Genomic DNA, 17,475 nt, shown 5'->3' with positions numbered 1-17,475 from the left:
TCGTCGGGGGCGCCCTATCGCGCGGCGCGGTTCGCCAGCGCCGTCATGACCCGCGCGGACAGATCCGGCCACGGCGGCCTGCGCAGCAGCACCAGGGTCATGATCACACCGGTCACCAGACCGATGAATTCGCCGAACAGCGCGGCGCGCGAGGTGGTGTCGACCGACCGCCAGGTGGCCTCGCCGTCGCGCACGACGAACACGCCCAACGGCGTGGCCGTGTAGCCGTCCTCCTCGGCGAAAACCGCCGACGCGGTGACAATGGTCGACCCGTCGGCCGCTTCGTATGGCTCACCGAATACGCGGGCCTGTTCCCCGGATGTCACGATTTCCCTCCGATGTCGAAGTAGCGCTTCGATACTCGCACGCGCCCGTCCGAACGGCGCTACTCCCCCGGTGCGGCGACGGATACGACCGGATCGGGGCGCACGATCGGGCGACGGCGCAGGATGAGCAGATTGACCAGACAGCCGAGCGCGACCACCATCGCGGTCACACCCGGTACCGCGTTGTGCAGGGTCAACCCGGGATCGGTGGTGAACATCCGCCCGCGTAACGCGATCACCACCCCGGGCACGTACAGCACCGTGATGCCGAGCATGAGGCTCGGGCTGTGGTGGGGCATGGCCGCGGAGAAGCAGTACCCGGCGATGACCGACAGCACGACGGTGCCACCGAGCGCGGCGCCGGGGACCGGATGTGCCGGATTGTTGGCAAGCGCGCCGAATGCCGAGAGCGCGAGGACCGCGAGCATGCCGGCGACCGGCGACCCGCGCAGCGATCCGATGAGCAGGCCCGTCGCATTGCCGATGATCGATATCGGAACCATCCAGACCGACAGCGGTATGGGCACGACGATGATGCCCACCGAGGCGATGGCCACACTCAGTTGCAGCAGCACGCCGTCGCGCCCCGGCAGCAGTCGGCCGGCCGCGTACACCGCGATCAGCGTGGCGGCGGTGGCCAGGACTATGTCCATCGCGCCCGTGCCGTTACGCACCATCCATTCCGAACCGAGCACCGGCACGCTGATGCCGACGACGGCGGCGAGAATGGGACTCAGCGGCAGGTCGACCGTGATGGTCGCGTAGCGCCTGCCGTGGCGATAGCGCAACGCGCACCAGATCACCAGCACGGTCGCGGGCCAGATCAGCCACAGCGGCGGCGAATCTATGAACCACGCGGCCGGACCGCGCGGCGTATCGCCGATGTATTGGGTCACCTCACCGATCTGACCGACCACGATGCTGATGATGGCGCCGAGCACGAAGGCGAATGTCATCATCAGCCGCACGCTCACCGCGGCGGCCAATCCGCCAAGCAGCACGCCGCCCGACAGCGAATCGACATAGTTCAGTGAGGTCAGCGGCGCGATCGAGGACAGGCTTCCGCCAAGGAGATGGTTCGCCAGCAACACCAGCATGCCAAGCAACGCGCACAGCCACGGCACGATCAGCGACTGCGCGGTGCTGGCGAACACGGCGACGACCACGGCGCCGACACAGCCGATCGCCGCCGCCCTCGGCAGATTGGTGGCCAGCAATTCGATCTGCACCGTCGACGAACCGCCGCGGGCCCAAGACAACGAGATCGGGGTCGCGAGCGCGAGCCCGCCGATCACGGCGGATACCAGTACCGTGACCAATTCGACCACCCGGGTGCACCGATGCACTCGCTCAACCTACCCAACCAGAGATCGTCAACCCAGCGTTTGCGCTGGGAAATGGACTGTTTCGACCGTATCGAGACCCTGTCGCGACACCGGGTCGCCCCCGACCTGACCCGCTCAGGTGCGCTCGCCGCGCCGAGCCGGGGGTAACGCGCGCGCCGGGGCGCGGCTCATCAGCACGCCCGCCGCGCAGGCGACGGGGAGCACGACAACGGCGTACACCCCGGCGGGTATCGCCATGCGAAGATCGTCCAGCACGCCGATGGCGATGGTCATGGCCAGGGCGCTGTTGTGGATGCCGATCTCCATCGAGCAGGCGATGGCCTGCGGTCCCGGCACCCCCGCCGCCTTCGGCGCCCAATAACCGATGCCGAGACTCCCCGCCGCGAGCAGCAGCGTGACCAGCCCGATATCGACCAGATAGGCGACGGCGTCGGCGCGTTCGGCGATCACCGCGGCCACGCTCAACGCCGCGAGGAATCCGATCGAGACCAGGCGCACCGGCCGATCGGCCCCGCGCGCGAACCCGGGCGCCAGACGGCGGGTCAGCATACCCGCGCCGACCGGGAGCAGCACGATCGCGAAGACCTGGACCACCTTGGTGAATTGGAGGCCGAGCTGTTCGGTGCCCGCGGGGGCGAAGTACGCGAGAGCGAGATTGGCGACCAATGGCATCGTGACCACGGCGATAACCGAATTCACCGCGGTCAAGGTCACATTCAGCGCGACGTCGCCACGGAACAGGTTGCTCAGCAGATTCGCGGTCGCCCCGCCGGGCGCGGCAGCCAGCAGCATCACCCCGACCGCGAGTCGGGGATCGGGATCGACCGCGACCACCAACCCGAAGGCCAGCACAGGAAGAATGGCGAGCTGACAGGTCAGGGCGATCACGGCCGCCCTCGGATAGCGCACCACGCGCGCGAAATCGGCGGGGGTGAGTGCGAGACCTAGGCCGAACATGATGAGCGCCAACACGATCGGCAATGCGATCGTGACCGGCCAATCCGCCATCGGCACTACCTCGCCCTCCGTCGCCGCGCCACCAACGCGGCGACATCGCCGACAACCGTAGTCGGATCCGACTCATCACTACCTCAGTTCGATAGTTACCACGCGGGAGGCGATCGACACGACCGACAATCGCGCCCACCCCGCTCGAGACAGCGATACACTGATTTGAAGGTCAGTTCTCCTATCAAATACTCGAGGGAGGCGGACACGGAATCCCGACCGCGTCCCGGTGACCGTACGAGCAACAATGGGGGACAGAGTGATCCACCGCGTCGGCGACGCGGCCACCACTGCACCCCGAAGAGACCGGAGGTTCAGGATGGGTGTGGGTTCGTATGCGGACGAATCGGGCAACTCCCCCGAATTCCGACATTGCGCCCCACCCGGCGGACCATCGGTGCGCTCGCCCGCCAACCATATGTGGACCGTCTCGGCGGTGGTCGTCGAAGGTGACGACCTCGAACCCCGCCACGGCGTCGTCGCCGCCGCCGATCTCGGCGACGCCGCCGAACAACTCTGCGAATACCTACCGGAGACTCATCCCGACGACGGCGACTACTACCTCGTCGCACGGGAGGTGCCGCTGATGAGCCGCGGACGCCGAGGCAGCGGACAGCATCCGCGCCGCACCTGGGTCAGCCCGATCCGGCGTGACGACGACACCGGTCGCACCACCTACGGCCGGTGGACCGTCGCCGACGACCACCCGCATTTCCGACGCTCGCTGAACTGATCGGGTAGGCCCCGGCCTAGATTCGGAAGCGCGGCCCGCGCCGCTCGTGCCCGTCACTCGACTTGTTGCGATACATGGCCGAATCGACCGAATGCATGAGCGCGTCCACCTCGGGCAGCTGATCGCCGACGAATACGGTGCCGATACTCGCGCCGACGACCACCGGAAAACCCGCCACCTCGATCGGCGCGGCCAGAGTACGGTGCAACCGATCCGCGATGGCCGCCAACTGGTCCTGGCCCGAGCATCTCTCGATGAGCACGATGAATTCGTCACCGCCGATCCGGGCCACCAAACCCCCGGTCGGCTCGACCGACGACCGTAGCCGCAGACCGACATCGCGCAGCACCCGGTCGCCGACGGTGTGTCCCCATTCGTCGTTGACCGACTTGAAACCATCCAGATCCAGATAGCACAGGCCCAGCGGCGGCGACGCCTCCGAGAGCCGGTCGAAGAACAGCAAGCGATTCGGCAGGCCGGTCAGGTTGTCGTGATGCGCGTCGTGCCACAGCCGGTCGGCCAACAGCCTGCGCTCGGTCACGTCGACGGCGACACCGATCAGGAACTGGACCGCACCGCCGCTGTCGCGCACCGCGGACATCGACAGGTCGATATAGGCGAGTTTGCCGTCCGGGCGCACGTGTTCGGTCTCCAACCGGAACCGGTCCGTCTCCCCCGCCAACATGCGCTGCATCTGACCGAAGGCATAGCCGATATTGACCGGGCCGAGCAGTTCGGCCACCGATCGCCCCGGCATGACATCGGCCGGAATGCCGAGCATCTCCCCGAAGGCGGCATTGACGTCGAGCACCTCACCGCGAATGTTCAAGGTGCCGATGCCGACCGAGGCCCCGGCGAAGACCGCCTGGAACCGCGCCTCCGACAGTTGGCGGCGCGCCTCGGCCTCCTGCGCCGCGGCGAGCACGGCCATGAGCATGGTCTCCTGCTCCCCCAGCGCCGCCGAGCGCAGCGCACCGGTGAATCCCGCGGCGAACTCCGAGGCCACCACCAGCGAACGCTCCCGCACCGACGGGTAGTCGGGATCGGAATGGTCGGGACAGACGGCGTCGACCATCTCGTGACAGATCACCAATACCGAGCGGCTGACGGCGACCGGATCCCGGTAATTGGCCGCGACCAGCGCGGCCGCGGCCTTCTGCGCGATACGGGGGTCGGCCGCGCCGCGCACCGCGCGGATCAGGTCGGCTCCGAGTTCATCGAGCAAACGCTCGACCTGGGTGCGCGTGAGAGTCGGCGCGACGACGCCGTCGAGCGCGTCGGCCCACCGCTCGGCTACCTCACCAACACCCACTCGGCAACTCCCTGCCGCTGAACCGGCCCTCTCAACTCTTGCGGCCGACGCCCGCCAGACCCAGCGAACGCCCGGGGGTCTCGTGGTGATCGCGCTCGGACTCGGGTCGCCACAGCGGCAACTCGACCACGCCCGGTTCGACCAGCTCCCATCCATCGAACATAGCCTCGATCGCCGCGCGGGGCCGGAAGTGTATACCGACCCGACTGCCGTCGGCGGCGCTCGCGCGCAGCTGAGCGGCGTCTTCGGGGCGCGTCTCCGAGGTCAGGTGAGAGATCGCGACATAGCTGCCCACCGGTACCGTCGAGCGCAGTTCGGCGACCTTCTCCACCGGACGATCGCTATCGGCGAGCAGATGCAGCACCGCGACGAGCAGTACGCCCACAGGTTTGCCGAAGTCGACGAGTCCGGTCTCGCGGACCCGGGCCAGCAACTCCTCGGGTTTGCGCAGATCCGCCTCGATCGCGCCTGCCCGCTCGTTGCCCGCCAGGATCGCCTTGGCGTGCGCGACGGCCACCGGATCGATATCGGCGTAGAGCACGGTGATCGCCGGATCGATGCCCTGGGCGATCTCGTGCACATTGCCCGCGGTGGGTATGCCCGAACCGATGTCGAGGAACTGGGTGATGCCCGCGTCCGCCAGATGCCGCACCGCGCGGCGCAGAAAAGCGCGATTGCTCAGCGCGAGGCGCGGCAGATCGGGCACCAGCTGCTTCCCCATTTCGGCGGCCCGACGATCGACCTCGAAGTTGTGGGAGCCGCCCAATAGGGCGTCGTACATTCGCGCCGGGCTCGCCTGGTGCATGTCAACGCCCTCGGGCGCCCACGCCGGCCTGTTCATCCCACACTCTTTTCGCCGCCACATCCTGGGGTCGCCCGGGACCGGTGCGACCCGCCACCGTTCCGGGGATGTCGGTACCGACCACCCGGATCGTGCTGTCCGAATAGTAATCGCGGCGACGAATCCGGGCATATCGCGGTTGATCACGTTTGGGCAGCGGTCCGTACCGGCGGACGAGACCCGCCCATCAATGCAGACATGCGCATGTCTGCACAGTAGGCTAGGCTTGGCGCGACAGTCATTCGACGAGAGGCATGGACCCATGGGAGAACAGTGCGTGTCGCCGGAGCAGTCCACCGGAACAGTTCCGGCACGGACCGCGCACGATGAGCACCGCAACGCGCACGGGTACGGGTACGGGTACGCCGACGATCACGGCCGCGGCGGACACGATCACAGCCACGATCACGGCGTCTCCGCCGATTCCGATCCGCGCTGGCTCACCATCGCACTGGTCCTCATCGTCGGTTTCATGGCCGCCGAGGTGATCATCGGCCTCGTTGCCCAATCCCTGGCATTGATCACCGACGCCGCGCACATGCTCACCGACGCCGCATCGATCGTGCTCGCACTGCTCGCCATCCGCCTCGCCAAACGCCCGGCGCGTGGGCGCTACACCTACGGATTCAAACGCGCCGAAATCCTCTCGGCGCAGGCCAACGGCATCACCCTGCTGCTGTTGGCGATCTGGTTCGTGTACGAGGGTATCGCCCGCCTGATCGACCCGCCCGAGGTCGAGGGGCCGCTGGTGCTGATCACCGCGCTCGCGGGCATCGTGGTCAATATCGTCGCCGCGTGGAGCATCGGCCGCGCCAACCGCACCAGCCTCAATGTCGAGGGCGCCTTCCAGCACATCCTCAACGATCTCTACGCCTTCATCGGCACGGCCGTCGCCGGTGCGGTCGTGTGGCTCGCGGGCTACCCCCGCGCCGACGCCATCGCCGCCCTCGTGGTCGCCGCCCTCATGCTGAAGGCGGGCTGGTCGCTGGTGCGCGAATCAGGACGAATCTTCCTCGAGGCCGCACCCGCCCATCTCGATCCCGACGAGATCGGCGCGGGCATCGTCGCCATCCCCCGGGTCGCCGAAGTCCACGACCTGCACGTCTGGCTCATCACCTCCGGCCAGCCGTCCCTGTCGGCGCACATCCTGGTCGACGACGGCGCCGACTGCCACGCCATCCGCTCGACCGTGGAAGAACTGCTCCGCGATGTCTTCGGCGTCGAACACACCACCCTCCAGGTCGACCACGCAGGCGATATCGATCGCCCCCCGATCGACCACTGTGCCGAGGCGCACGGTCCCGTCCACCGCGCCTGAGATCGCCTCACATCCCGTCTTCCACCGGCGATACACCGCGGGCGGGATACCGCACACCGTCCGTCCTCAGGTCGCGTCGTGGAAGACGAGACCGAGGGTGCGCCGTGCGCCACACCGTCGCCACCCCGTGCCGCATCGGCGCGGCGGAATATCCGCGCGCGCTCGGCACCGGCCGGTGCGCGCCGACTTGACCTTCGAGTTACCTGAGGGCCCATGCTGGGCTGGTGACGGAGACACGGGAGTTGATCACGATCGGGGCGATGGCGCGGGCCACTGGGCTCACCGCCAGCGCGCTGCGGTTCTACGCCGACGGCGGTCTGCTCGTCCCGGCCCGCGTCGACCCGGTGACCGGCTATCGCTACTACGCGCCCGACCAGTGCGAACGCGCCATTCTCGTCCGGCGGCTACGCGAGATCGGGATTCCGCTGGACACAGTGGCCGAAATTCTGGCGGGCGACCCGCTCGCGGCGGGCCGCGTACTCGACGATCACGTGCGGGCATTGAGCCGCCGGGCCGAACGGGCCGCCGCGGTCGCCGCGGCGGTCAAACGAGTCATCGGCGCGACGGCGGTGACTCTGTCGGGCCCGGTGATCGCGGAATCCATCGATCAGGTGGTCGACGCGGCGGCCCGCGACCGCGCGATTCCGATACTGGCCGGAGTCCTGGTGGAGGTCGACGTGTATTCGGTGACCTTCACCGCCACCGACCGCTATCGCCTCTCGACCCGGACCGTGGTCCCCGACCAACCGGGCGTGGACGCCTGGCAGCGGGTGGTCGCGGCGGGGGAACTCGCGGCCCTGCGCGAGCGGCTGCGACGCTGCGGCGCGGTCGCCCTCTCGCGCACCGAGGACGGTATCGCGCTGCGCGGCGACGATTTCGAAGCGCGCTGCGCGACCGTCGATGGCGCCTACCCGGACTATCGCGCCATGTGGGCGAGCCTGGCCCCGGTGACGACCAGGCTCGTGGTCGGGCGCGCGGCGATCCTCGACGCGCTCGAAGGGGTGCGGGAACCGGTGTGGTGCACGGCCTGCGCCACGGAACTCACACTGCGAACGACGGGGCTCGAATCCACCGAACCGCGGCGGATTCCGGCATCGGGCACCGGGCCGTCGGTCGATATCGGCTTTTCCCCCGCCGTCCTGCGTCCCTCCGTCGCCGCGGCGTTGGGGCCCGACATCATGCTCGACCTCGCCGGATGCGATCAGCCGGTGGTGGTCCGGTCCGCCACCGACGGCGACCTCGCCAGTCTGGTCATGCCGAGAGCCCCGGCCACCGAGAACGATACGAAGGACAGTCCATGACCACCGATCCCACGATGGATGCCATCACCGAGGCCGTCACGCTCGGACGGGCGGGTGACCGAATCGCCGCGCGCACCATGCTTGCGGCCATCTGGAACTCCGTCGGGCCGATGGGCGACGCCCTGCACCGGTGCACGCTCGCGCATTACATGGCCGATCTCCAGGAGGACGCGGCACAGGCATTGGCCTGGGATGTGCGAGCGCTCGACGCGGCCGACGCGCTCACCGGCGACCGGGCCGCCCGACACCATCCCGGTCTGGACGTGCGGGGGTTCTATCCCTCGCTGCATCTGAACCTGGCGGACAATTACCGGCGGCTCGGGGCTTTCGAGGCAGCTCATCGGGAGATCGGCGCGGCCCGCGACCGGCTGGCCCACCTGCCCGACAACGAGTACGGAGAACTCATTCGCACGATCCTGGACGAGCTCGAGATCGCGGCCGCCGCCGGAGATACCGCGCCAAGACCCAGCGCCCCGCGCTGAGCGCTACCGGTTCAGGCGGGCGTGGCCAGGTGCTCGACCAGCCTGGCGAGGGTTTCGTCGGCGGGTGGGCGAGGTTGGTAGAAGCAGACCCGGTCGCCGATGCCGCCTACCCGTGCCCGGATCTCCGCGGCCACCTCGGCGGGCGTGCCCCGGGCGACGAGAGTGGACAGGATGTCGTCGTCGATCAGGTCGGCCATGTCCTGCCAGCGCCCCCGCTTGGACAGCGCGTTGAGTTCCGGTTGTAGGTCGCCCCAGCCGTGCAGGTCGAGGACGGGACGGTAGGCCGGGGTGGAGCCGTAGAAGCCGAGTAGCTTGCGGGCCGCGGCGTCGGCGGCCTCTCGGTCGCGCTCGGTGTCGGCGACGGCGACGATGACCTCCGGGACCACGGTGAACTCGGCGGCGCTCCGATTGCTCGCCGCGAGACCGGCGCGTACCGAGGGCAGTACCCGTTCTCGCAGGTAACGGGCGGTGTTGAAAGGCATGACGAGCAGCCCGTCGGCCACTTCGGCGGCGGTTCGGGTCATGACCGGACCGAGGCCGCCCAAATAGATCGGGGGCGGGCCGAAGGGGTTGGGGCCCGGGTCGAACGTGGGGGTCATGAGGGTGTGGCGGTAGTACTCGCCGCGAAAGTCCAAGGGGGCGCCCGTGTTCCAGCGGTCGAAGATCGCGCGCAGCGCCGCGACCAATTCGGCCATGCGGCGGGCGGGGCGGCCGAATTCGATGCCGAAGCGCTTCTCGATCTGCGGACGGATCTGGGTGCCGAGACCGAGGATGAAACGCCCCGAGCTGATCAGTTGCAGGTCGTTGGCCTGATGGGCCAGGTGGATGGGGTTGCGCGGGAAGGCGATGGCGACATTGGTCAGCAGGTCCATCCCGCCCGCGGTGGCGGCGAGGGTGAGCGGGGTGAATACGTCGTGCGGGCCCTCGAAGGTGAAGACGCCGTTCACCCCCGTATCGCGCAGGGCACGAGTGCGTTCGGCCGCGTCCTTCGGCCCGTATATCGCGGTGTAGACCCGCATCGGCCGCTCCATGAACTCGACAGCTTCGACCGCTCCGAATTGGAACAGGTTCTAACCAGTGCAAGATAGCACCGCCCGGGGCCGATCCACCGGAAACTCACAGCGATCCAACAGCGGGAACCGGCAGGATGGTCGGCGTGCGAGTACTTGTGGTCGAGGACGAGAAGCTGCTGGCCGACGCCATCGCGAGCGGTCTGCGCCGCCATGCCGTCGCGGTGGACGTGGTCTACGACGGTACGGCCGCGCTCGAACGCGCCACCGTGAACGACTACGACGTCATCGTGCTGGACCGCGACCTGCCCGGCACCCACGGCGACGCCGTGTGCGCCGGACTCGCCGAATCCGGCGCCGACTGCCGCATCCTCATGCTCACCGCCGCCACCGCCGTGGCCGAACGGGTCGCCGGACTCGGCCTCGGCGCCGACGACTACCTGACCAAACCATTCGCCTTCGCCGAACTCGTCGCCCGTATCCAGGCGCTGGGCAGGCGGGCGCGTCCCGCACCGCCGCCGGTCCTGGATCGCGCGGGTATCCGGCTGGACCCGCACCGCCACACCGTCACCCGCGATGGCGCGCCGATCGCCTTGTCACGCAAGGAGTTCGCGGTTCTGGACGAACTGCTGCGGGCGGGCGGCGGGGTGGTGTCGGCGGAACAACTGCTGGAGAAGGCATGGGACGAGCACACCGATCCGTTCACCGGCGTGGTGCGGTACACGATCATGATGCTGCGCCGCAAACTCGGCGACCCGCCGGTGATCGAGACCGAGGCGGGCGTCGGATATTGCATCCGGTGAGGCGCCGCTCCACCATTCGCCTGCGCCTGACCCTGCTCTACGCGGGCGCGTTCTTCCTCGCGGGCGCGGTGCTCATCGCGCTCATGTACTTCTACCTCGATCAATCCCTGGGACGACGCACCGGGATCGGCGCGCAGGTGCGGGACTTCCTCGTGCAGAACGGATCCCGCAATCGGGGGGACCTGTATGCGGTGCTCACCGCGCAGGCCGAACAGAATCGCCGGGAAACCCTCGAAGGGATGCTGATCTGGTCGCTGGTGGCACTCGGCGCGGTCGGTGTGGCCGCGGGCGGGCTCGGCTGGGCGCTGGCGGGCCGCGCGCTGGCGCCGTTGCAGCGCATCACCGCGACCGCGCGCCGGGTGGCCGACCGCAGTCTGCACGAACGCATCGCGCTGGACGGTCCGGCCGACGAGATCAAGGATCTGGCCGACACCTTCGACGCCATGCTGGAACGGCTGGACCGCGCCTTCGACGGGCAGCGGCGTTTCGTGGCCAATGCCTCCCACGAACTTCGCACCCCGCTGACCATCAATCGGACGCTGATCGAGGTCGCCCTCGACGACCCTGACGCGCCCGAAGCGCTGCGCACCCTCGGCGCCACCCTGCTCGAGGTCAATCACCGGCACGAAAAGCTGATCGACGGTCTGCTGGTGCTCGCGGGCAGTGACCAGCGGCTGACCACCCGCGTGCGGGTCGATCTGGCCGAGACCGCCCGTCGCGCCATCGCCGTGGCGGGCGCGGACGCGGCGCGCGCGGGCATCGACGTGCGCACCGAGATCACCTCGGCGCAAGTCGCGGGCGATCCACTGCTGCTGGAACGGCTGATCCAGAATCTGGTCGACAATGCCGTGCGCTACAACCGCGGCGCCGACGGCTGGGTCGCGGTGCGGGTCGGCGCACACGGCGACAGCGTCACGCTGAATGTCGAGAACACGGGTCCGATGGTGCCGCCATACGAGGTGGACGGACTGTTCGAGCCGTTCCGTCGGCTGCCCACCGCCGAGCGCGTGGCCGAGACCTCGACGCGCGTACGCGGTGCGGGACTCGGACTCTCGATCGTGCGATCGGTCGCCCACGCGCACGGCGGCGCCGTGCGCGCCACCGCCAGACCCGAGGGCGGACTGCTCGTCACCCTGGATCTGCCCCGCCGCACGGGCTAGCGCGCGGCCGGACAACCGCCCGACCGCCGCGGGCTCGGCTCAGTAGTTGTGGCAGGTGTCTGCGACGATGCCCAACTTCTCCCGGACGGCTTTGCCCTCCGGGGTGTCGGCGCGCTGCTGGATACGCTCGCGCGCGCCGGGGTGTTCGTCGAGCCGCTGCTGGATACGCGCGCGACGCTGGTCCACCGGCAACGACAGGAATTCCTGCAACTTCGCCTTGCGGTCGGGGTGGGCGTCCAACTTCGCCGCGTAGTCCGGCGCGACCGCGTGCAGCGCGGCGTCGACCTGGGCGAAGGTGCACGTCGTCTCGATCAGCCTGCCCGCCGCGCCCGGCTGCGCGGTGGCGGTGCCGGGTGCGAGCAGCGCCGCGGCCGCCGCGACGCCGCCGAGTGCGACCGCGGCGCGCAGAATTCCGGAACGAGTGTGTGCCATAAGCGTGACCCTTTCGGTTCGGTTCGGGTTCGTCGTCGACCCGTGTGCCCAAGTCCACCAGCCGGGGCGTTGGGCCGGCGCTAGGACGCGAGCGGCCTCCGAACACGACACCGTCGGCGCCCGGAACACGGACGCCGACGGCGGGCACACACCTACCGGATGGTGTCGGGATTCCAGGTCGAGACCGCCCAGATCACCACGATGCTCAGGGCGATGACCAGGATCGACCACCACGGGTAGTACGGCAGCGACAGGAAGTTGGCGATGATCGTGAGCGCCGCGATGACGATGGCGGCGACCTTGCCCCACGCGCTGCCCGTCATGAGGCCGATGGCGCAGACGATGAGGACCGCGCCGAGCACGATATGGACCCATCCCCAGCCGGTGGTGTCGAACTGATAGATGTAGTCGGGTCCGACGACGAACAGGTCGTCGTCGGCGACCGCCGAAATGCCCTCGAAGATCGATAGGACGCCGACGGTGAGCAGCAGTATCGCGGCACCGATGGAGGTACCCGCCGCGATCCCCGCACGGACCGGGTGGCCGGTCTCCGGTTTCTGAGTCGTCATTGCTATCCCTTCCGCGAGAGAAGAACCTGGATTCCATCTCAGTCCACCGGCGACACGGGTTTCCTCACCCGCTACGGGTGATACCCGCCCGCCTCCGGTTGCGGTGCGGTAACCGAGTGGCGCGCATTCGCGCCGATCCGCTGCCGAGCGGTCCGCGACGGCTGCGCGCGGACCTGCGGGGTCCTCATCCACTCCGTATGAGTCGCGGATGGTTTGCTACGCGCCAAAAAAGCCTGTTCGGTCGGTATGCTCGGATGTCCGACAGCAGACGGCGAGAGATGAGGCAGTACCGTCCCAGGAGGCTAGGGTGCACTCTTCGCGACGACTCCACCTTGTACCGGCTCCGGCGGTGACCGCCGGTGCGATGATGTCGAGCGGCATACCCGCGCCGCTGTTCACCCCGCTCATCCTGCGCGACACCCACGCGCGGCTGGACTCCGCCGCCGCACCCGCGGCCGGACGCACGGTCCTCATGTGTTCGCCCGCCGGTAGCGGTAAGACGGTGCTCGCGGCGGAATGGCTGCGGCGGCATCTACACGGGCATCCGAAGACGCGCTACTGCTGGATCACCGTCACCGAGACGATGGACGATGCCGCCCGGCTGTGGACCGAGATCCGCGCCCAACTCGGACTTCCCACGGACGGCGCCCGCCAGTCCACCGATCCCATGGGCGCGGTGATCGATCTGGTGCAGGACGCGGCCGAACGACCCGCGGTCGTCGTGCTCGACGACGCGCACCTGCTGACCGACCCGCTGGCGCTGGCCGGACTCGAATACTTCCTGCACTACGCCCCCGCGCCGATGCTCACCATCGTCACCGGCCGTTACGAACCGCCGCTGCGCTGGCACAGCCTCGACATGGCGGGCCGCCTGGTGCGCCTCGGCCCGACGGATCTGGCCTTCGACGCCGAACACATCGCCTCGGTCTTCGTCGAGCACGGATGCCCGCTGGACGAGGACGAACTGGCGTCGATCCATCACCTCACCCGCGGCTGGGCGGCGCTGGTGCGCATAGCCGCGCTCTACACCGCCATGCACGGACCAGAACGCGGTACGGCGCTGGCCATGCTCGCCCACGCACCGCATCCCATCTCGGACTTCCTGGTCGGTGAGTTGATCGAGGTGCTCGATGACGACGTGCGCGACTTCCTGCTCGCCACCTGCGTACCCGAATCTTTCACCGACGCGCTGGCCGAGGAGTTGGCCGGTCCGCGCACCCCTCGCGTCCTCGACGACTTGGCGCGCATCAACTTCCCGGTGCAGCACACCGTGCACGAGGATCGGCTGCGGTACTCCTACCATCCGATGCTGCGCGCGTATCTGCTCGCCGAACTGCAACGCGCCACCCCGCAGCGGATCGCGGAACTGCATCGAAGGTCGGGCCGCTGGTACCTGACCGTTGGCGATCCGACCGCGGCCCTTCCGCATCTGCTCGCCGAACCCGGACAGCCCCAATTGTCCTCCTACATAAGGGAATACGGTCTGCGCATGGTCCTCGAGGGAACCGGACCGATCCTGTTCCACAAACTCGACGCCGCCACCGCGCGACTGCTCGACGATCCCTTCGTTGTGCTGCTGCGGGTGATCGACGCGGTCGAACGCGGCGACAATGCCGCGGCGGCGGCCTATCTCGACCAGTTCGCGGCCCGCGACCCGGCCGGTTCGGCGGTCGTCACCGCGACCTGGTTGGCGGCGATGCGCCTGGCCGCCACCGCGGCGGTCGAGGTGGCGATCGGGGTCGGCGGCGAAGGATCACCGGAAAACCGCGCGACCCTTCCGATCTCGGCCGACCCGCCGACCACCGGGCAGACCGATCTCGACTGCTATCTGGCCATCCAGCTCGGCAGCGCACGGCTGTGCGCGGGCTCGGTCATCGCGGGCGAGCAGGCGTTGCACCGGGCGCTGGCATTGGCCGAGCACACCGGTAACCACCGGCTGCAACTGCGCGCGGTGACCCGGCTCGCGGCGGCCTCGGCGCTGACCGGGCCGATTCCGCTCATGCGCGACCGCGCCACCCGCGCCATCGATCTCGCACTCGCGCACGACCTGACCCGGCAACCCGATCACGTGCACGCGATCGCATTGCGCGCACTGGCCGACTATCTCCAGGGCGAACCCGTGGAACCGGAGGATCTGGCCGGTCTGGCGCAGACCCGGCGCGGATTGGACGGCGCCAATGAACCGGTCGCGGGTCGTCACGCCTATATCGTCGGGCTGTTGCTGGGTTTCGACGCCGCCGCCGACAAGTACGCGGCGGCCATGCGCCTGCACGGGCAGATGCAGCGATTGCTCGGCGAGACACCGCGTCCGCCGATCGACGGGCGCCTGCTGGTCCCGGTGGTGTCGATACTGCTGCGCCTGCACGAACGTGATCTCGCCGCCCAGCTCGCCGCGACCGCGCACCGGACGCTGCACGGCGCACCCGATGCCGTGCTGGCCTGCGCCGCGGTGGCCGAGGCGATGAACAAACCGCAGGACATACTCGACGCGGTACAGCCGCTGCTCGACCGCGCCGCCGCACTGCCCGCCTATTCCGCGGTCACCGCGTGGCTGCTCTACGCCTGCGCCGCGCATCGGCTCGACCGACCGGTGAAGTCCTACGAAGGGCTCGCCGAGGCCGTGCGCCTGGCCGCCCCCGACCGGCTGGTGCGGCCGTTCTTCGAGGTCGCGGGTGCTCTGACGCTGCTGCACGATCACGCGGGCCGCTTCGGCACCGGCAACGTGTTCGTCGAGACCGTGCGCGAATACGCCGCCGCCCGGCCCCAGCCCATGACCCCCGCGCTCACCGACGCCGAACTGACCGTGCTCCGACAACTGCCGAGCGGGCGCACGGCCTTGCAGATCGCCCAGGATCTCGGCGTTTCGATCAATACCGTCAAAACCCATCTGCGCGCCGTCTACGCCAAGCTCGGCGCGAATTCGCGTGCCGAGGCGATGTTGCGTGCGCGCCGGATCGGGCTGCTGTGATCCGCCGCGCCGATCTCATCCGCGCAGGGTGAGGACGCCACCGCACCGTACGGAGCACGCTCGACACCGGGCCGACGATCGTCGCCCGAGCCCGCCGTCCGGGAGAGGAGTTGCCCATGCCGGTCCGATATCAGTTCATCATCGACGGCACGCTCTCCGAACGCGCGCTGGCCGCATTTCCCGAACTCACCGCCTCCGATCGCGCCCCCGGCGATGTGACGACCCTCTTCGGCCCCGTCGCCGATACGGTCGCGCTGCGCGGGATCATGGCCCGCATCGACGCGCTCGGGCTGACGCTGCTGGAGATGCGGCAGATGCCGGACTGAGTCAGCGCACCGCCGCGGCGGGTCGGCCGACCTCGGCGCGCGGGGTGGGCACGAGCGTCTTGGACAGGTCGGTGCGCAGTGTGGTCGCCGAATCCAGCACGTAGTTCTGGCGCACCTTCCACGGGTGCCGATCGCCCTGGCGCGGAAACTCGCCGATGGAGCGCTGGATATAGCCAGAGGCCAAGTCGAGCAGCGGACGTTCGTCCAGCGGTCCGCGCGGACGCGGCACCACCGCGGCGTAGTCGTTGCGGTCCATGTACCGCAGCACCTTGCAGACCAGGCGCGAGGTGAGATCGGCGCGCAGGGTCCACGAGGCATTGGTGTAGCCGATGCATACGGCGAAATTGGGGATACCGGTGAGCATGGCGCCCTGCCACACGAACTGTTCGGACAGCTCGACCGGGACACCGTCCACGTGCGGGGTGATGCCGCCGAAGGCCAGCAGTCGCAGTCCGGTCGCGGTGATCACGATGTCGGCGGGCAGCACGCGCCCGGACTCGCACCGGATGCCCTCGGGCACGAAGGTTTCGATGCGGTCGGTGACCACCTCGGCCTTGCCTTTCTTCATCGCCCTGAAGAAATCCGCGTCCGGCGCCGCGCACAACCGCTGATCCCACGGGTCATAGCTCGGGGTGAAATGTTCGGCGACGAGCTTCTCGTCCTTGAGTATGCGGGTGGCGAACCCGGTGAGCAGTTTGCGCGCGGCTTCGGGACGGCGGCGGCAGTACTGGTAGAAGCCGATGCCGAACAGGATGTTCTTGGTGCGGATGATCCGGTGCGCCAGTTTCGGCGGCAGCAGTTCACGGATCTTGTCGGCCTGCTTGTCGCGGCCGGGGACAGCGCTGATCCAGGTCGGACTTCGCTGCAACATGGTCACCGATTCGGCCTGTTCGGCCATCGCCGGGACCAGGGTTACCGCGGTCGCGCCGCTGCCGATGACCACCACTCGCTTGCCCGCGTAGTCGAGGTCGTCGGGCCAGAACTGCGGATGCACCACCCGCCCCTGGAAATCTTCGACACCGGGGAATTCGGGAGCGTGACCGTGATCGTAGTTGTAGTAACCCGCGCAGGCGTAGAGGAAGTTGCAGGTCAGCGTGGTGCGCTCGGTCGCGCCCGCGCCGTCGCGGCGCTCGATGCTCAGCGTCCAGAGCGCCCGTTCGCTCGACCAGTCGGCCGAGAGCACCTTCATGCCGTACCGGATATGGCGGTCGATGCCGGATTCTGTCGCGGTCTCGGTGACATAGCGCAGAATCGAGGGTCCGTCGGCGATGGACTTGGCATCGCGCCACGGCTTGAACGGATAACCGAGGGTGAACATGTCGGAATCGGAGCGAATCCCCGGGTAGCGGAACAAATCCCAGGTGCCGCCGAGTGCGTCGCGCGCCTCGAGGATCGCGTAGCTCTTGCCCGGACATTCGGTCTGCAACCGGTAGGCGGCCCCGATTCCGGAAAGTCCCGCGCCGACGATCACGACATCAATGTGCTCGGCAACAATGTCCGTCTCGGTCATGACTCCAGTGTGCTGCGCTCAGCGCCGTCT

General features: G+C 68.7%; 17 protein-coding genes. 8 read left to right on the top strand and 9 right to left on the bottom strand.

Annotation, left to right across the window (positions count from 1 at the left end; all coding sequences use genetic code 11):
* Window positions 1-14: 14 nt before the first annotated feature.
* The 3 genes from APZ21_RS00400 to APZ21_RS00390 form a co-directional block, all read right to left on the bottom strand.
* Window positions 15-326 (bottom strand): hypothetical protein, encoded by a 312-nt coding sequence (locus APZ21_RS00400; RefSeq protein WP_239476421.1) that lies wholly within the window; start codon window positions 324-326, stop codon window positions 15-17.
* A 59-nt stretch (window positions 327-385) separates the two neighbouring features.
* Entirely contained in the window at window positions 386-1,672 is a 1,287-nt protein-coding gene (locus APZ21_RS00395) for a hypothetical protein (RefSeq protein WP_156370515.1), read from the bottom strand.
* Window positions 1,673-1,786: 114 nt separating this feature from the next.
* Window positions 1,787-2,680: a bile acid:sodium symporter family protein gene (locus APZ21_RS00390; RefSeq protein ID WP_054811244.1), complete on the bottom strand. Its 894-nt coding sequence runs from the start codon at window positions 2,678-2,680 to the stop codon at window positions 1,787-1,789.
* A gap of 325 nt (window positions 2,681-3,005) precedes the next feature.
* Between APZ21_RS00390 and APZ21_RS00385 the strand changes: the two genes are divergently transcribed.
* The gene (locus APZ21_RS00385) at window positions 3,006-3,413 is read left to right on the top strand and encodes a hypothetical protein (RefSeq protein WP_156370513.1); all 408 of its coding nucleotides are present in this window, start codon (window positions 3,006-3,008) and stop codon (window positions 3,411-3,413) included.
* Window positions 3,414-3,429: 16 nt separating this feature from the next.
* On the opposite strand, the gene APZ21_RS00380 is transcribed toward APZ21_RS00385, so the two are convergent.
* Window positions 3,430-4,725: a sensor domain-containing diguanylate cyclase gene (locus APZ21_RS00380; protein WP_054811186.1), complete on the bottom strand. Its 1,296-nt coding sequence runs from the start codon at window positions 4,723-4,725 to the stop codon at window positions 3,430-3,432.
* 31 nt (window positions 4,726-4,756) lie between these two features.
* Window positions 4,757-5,566: an SAM-dependent methyltransferase gene (locus APZ21_RS00375; RefSeq protein ID WP_054811185.1), complete on the bottom strand. Its 810-nt coding sequence runs from the start codon at window positions 5,564-5,566 to the stop codon at window positions 4,757-4,759.
* A 262-nt stretch (window positions 5,567-5,828) separates the two neighbouring features.
* Between APZ21_RS00375 and APZ21_RS00370 the strand changes: the two genes are divergently transcribed.
* The 3 genes from APZ21_RS00370 to APZ21_RS00360 all read left to right on the top strand — a co-directional run bounded on the left by APZ21_RS00370 (window position 5,829) and on the right by APZ21_RS00360 (window position 8,667).
* Window positions 5,829-6,884, top strand: a complete 1,056-nt coding sequence (locus tag APZ21_RS00370; RefSeq protein ID WP_054811184.1) for a cation diffusion facilitator family transporter — start codon at window positions 5,829-5,831, stop codon at window positions 6,882-6,884.
* 224 nt (window positions 6,885-7,108) lie between these two features.
* Entirely contained in the window at window positions 7,109-8,185 is a 1,077-nt protein-coding gene (locus tag APZ21_RS00365; RefSeq protein ID WP_054811183.1) for a DNA polymerase III subunit beta family protein, read from the top strand.
* Window positions 8,182-8,667 (top strand): hypothetical protein, encoded by a 486-nt coding sequence (locus APZ21_RS00360; protein ID WP_054811182.1) that lies wholly within the window; start codon window positions 8,182-8,184, stop codon window positions 8,665-8,667. Before APZ21_RS00365 ends, APZ21_RS00360 begins: the two co-directional genes overlap by 4 nt.
* 11 nt (window positions 8,668-8,678) lie before the next feature.
* Here APZ21_RS00360 and APZ21_RS00355 read toward each other — a convergent pair whose 3' ends face one another.
* On the bottom strand, window positions 8,679-9,686 hold the full coding sequence (locus APZ21_RS00355; RefSeq protein ID WP_054811243.1) for a TIGR03617 family F420-dependent LLM class oxidoreductase: 1,008 nt from the start codon (window positions 9,684-9,686) through the stop codon (window positions 8,679-8,681).
* 137 nt (window positions 9,687-9,823) lie between these two features.
* On the opposite strand from APZ21_RS00355, the gene APZ21_RS00350 reads away from it, so the two are divergent.
* Together APZ21_RS00350 and APZ21_RS00345 are read left to right on the top strand one after the other, a co-directional pair.
* The gene (locus APZ21_RS00350) at window positions 9,824-10,480 is read left to right on the top strand and encodes a response regulator transcription factor (RefSeq protein WP_054811242.1); all 657 of its coding nucleotides are present in this window, start codon (window positions 9,824-9,826) and stop codon (window positions 10,478-10,480) included.
* Window positions 10,477-11,640 carry a sensor histidine kinase gene (locus APZ21_RS00345; protein WP_169812108.1) on the top strand — a complete coding sequence of 388 codons (1,164 nt, stop codon included), beginning with the start codon at window positions 10,477-10,479 and terminating at the stop codon, window positions 11,638-11,640. Before APZ21_RS00350 ends, APZ21_RS00345 begins: the two co-directional genes overlap by 4 nt.
* Before the next feature lie 39 nt (window positions 11,641-11,679).
* Here the strand turns inward: APZ21_RS00345 and APZ21_RS00340 are convergent, their stop codons facing one another.
* Window positions 11,680-12,072 carry a hemophore-related protein gene (locus APZ21_RS00340; RefSeq protein WP_054811181.1) on the bottom strand — a complete coding sequence of 131 codons (393 nt, stop codon included), beginning with the start codon at window positions 12,070-12,072 and terminating at the stop codon, window positions 11,680-11,682.
* A 152-nt stretch (window positions 12,073-12,224) separates the two neighbouring features.
* Window positions 12,225-12,641, bottom strand: coding sequence for a DUF7144 family membrane protein (locus tag APZ21_RS00335; protein WP_054811180.1), 417 nt, complete (start codon window positions 12,639-12,641; stop codon window positions 12,225-12,227).
* Window positions 12,642-12,990: 349 nt separating this feature from the next.
* On the opposite strand from APZ21_RS00335, the gene APZ21_RS00330 reads away from it, so the two are divergent.
* Window positions 12,991-15,609 (top strand): winged helix-turn-helix domain-containing protein, encoded by a 2,619-nt coding sequence (locus tag APZ21_RS00330; protein WP_054811179.1) that lies wholly within the window; start codon window positions 12,991-12,993, stop codon window positions 15,607-15,609.
* A 116-nt stretch (window positions 15,610-15,725) separates the two neighbouring features.
* Window positions 15,726-15,935, top strand: a complete 210-nt coding sequence (locus APZ21_RS00325; protein WP_054811178.1) for a hypothetical protein — start codon at window positions 15,726-15,728, stop codon at window positions 15,933-15,935.
* Window position 15,936: 1 nt separating this feature from the next.
* Here the strand turns inward: APZ21_RS00325 and APZ21_RS00320 are convergent, their stop codons facing one another.
* On the bottom strand, window positions 15,937-17,445 hold the full coding sequence (locus tag APZ21_RS00320; protein WP_054811177.1) for a flavin-containing monooxygenase: 1,509 nt from the start codon (window positions 17,443-17,445) through the stop codon (window positions 15,937-15,939).
* Window positions 17,446-17,475: the final 30 nt, after the last annotated feature.

The sequence above is a fragment of the Nocardia arizonensis genome, assembly GCF_001310275.1.
GTDB classification, from domain to species: domain Bacteria; phylum Actinomycetota; class Actinomycetes; order Mycobacteriales; family Mycobacteriaceae; genus Nocardia; species Nocardia arizonensis.
Note: the sequence above shows the minus strand (reverse complement) of the source record. Positions and strands in the feature narration are given on the sequence as shown.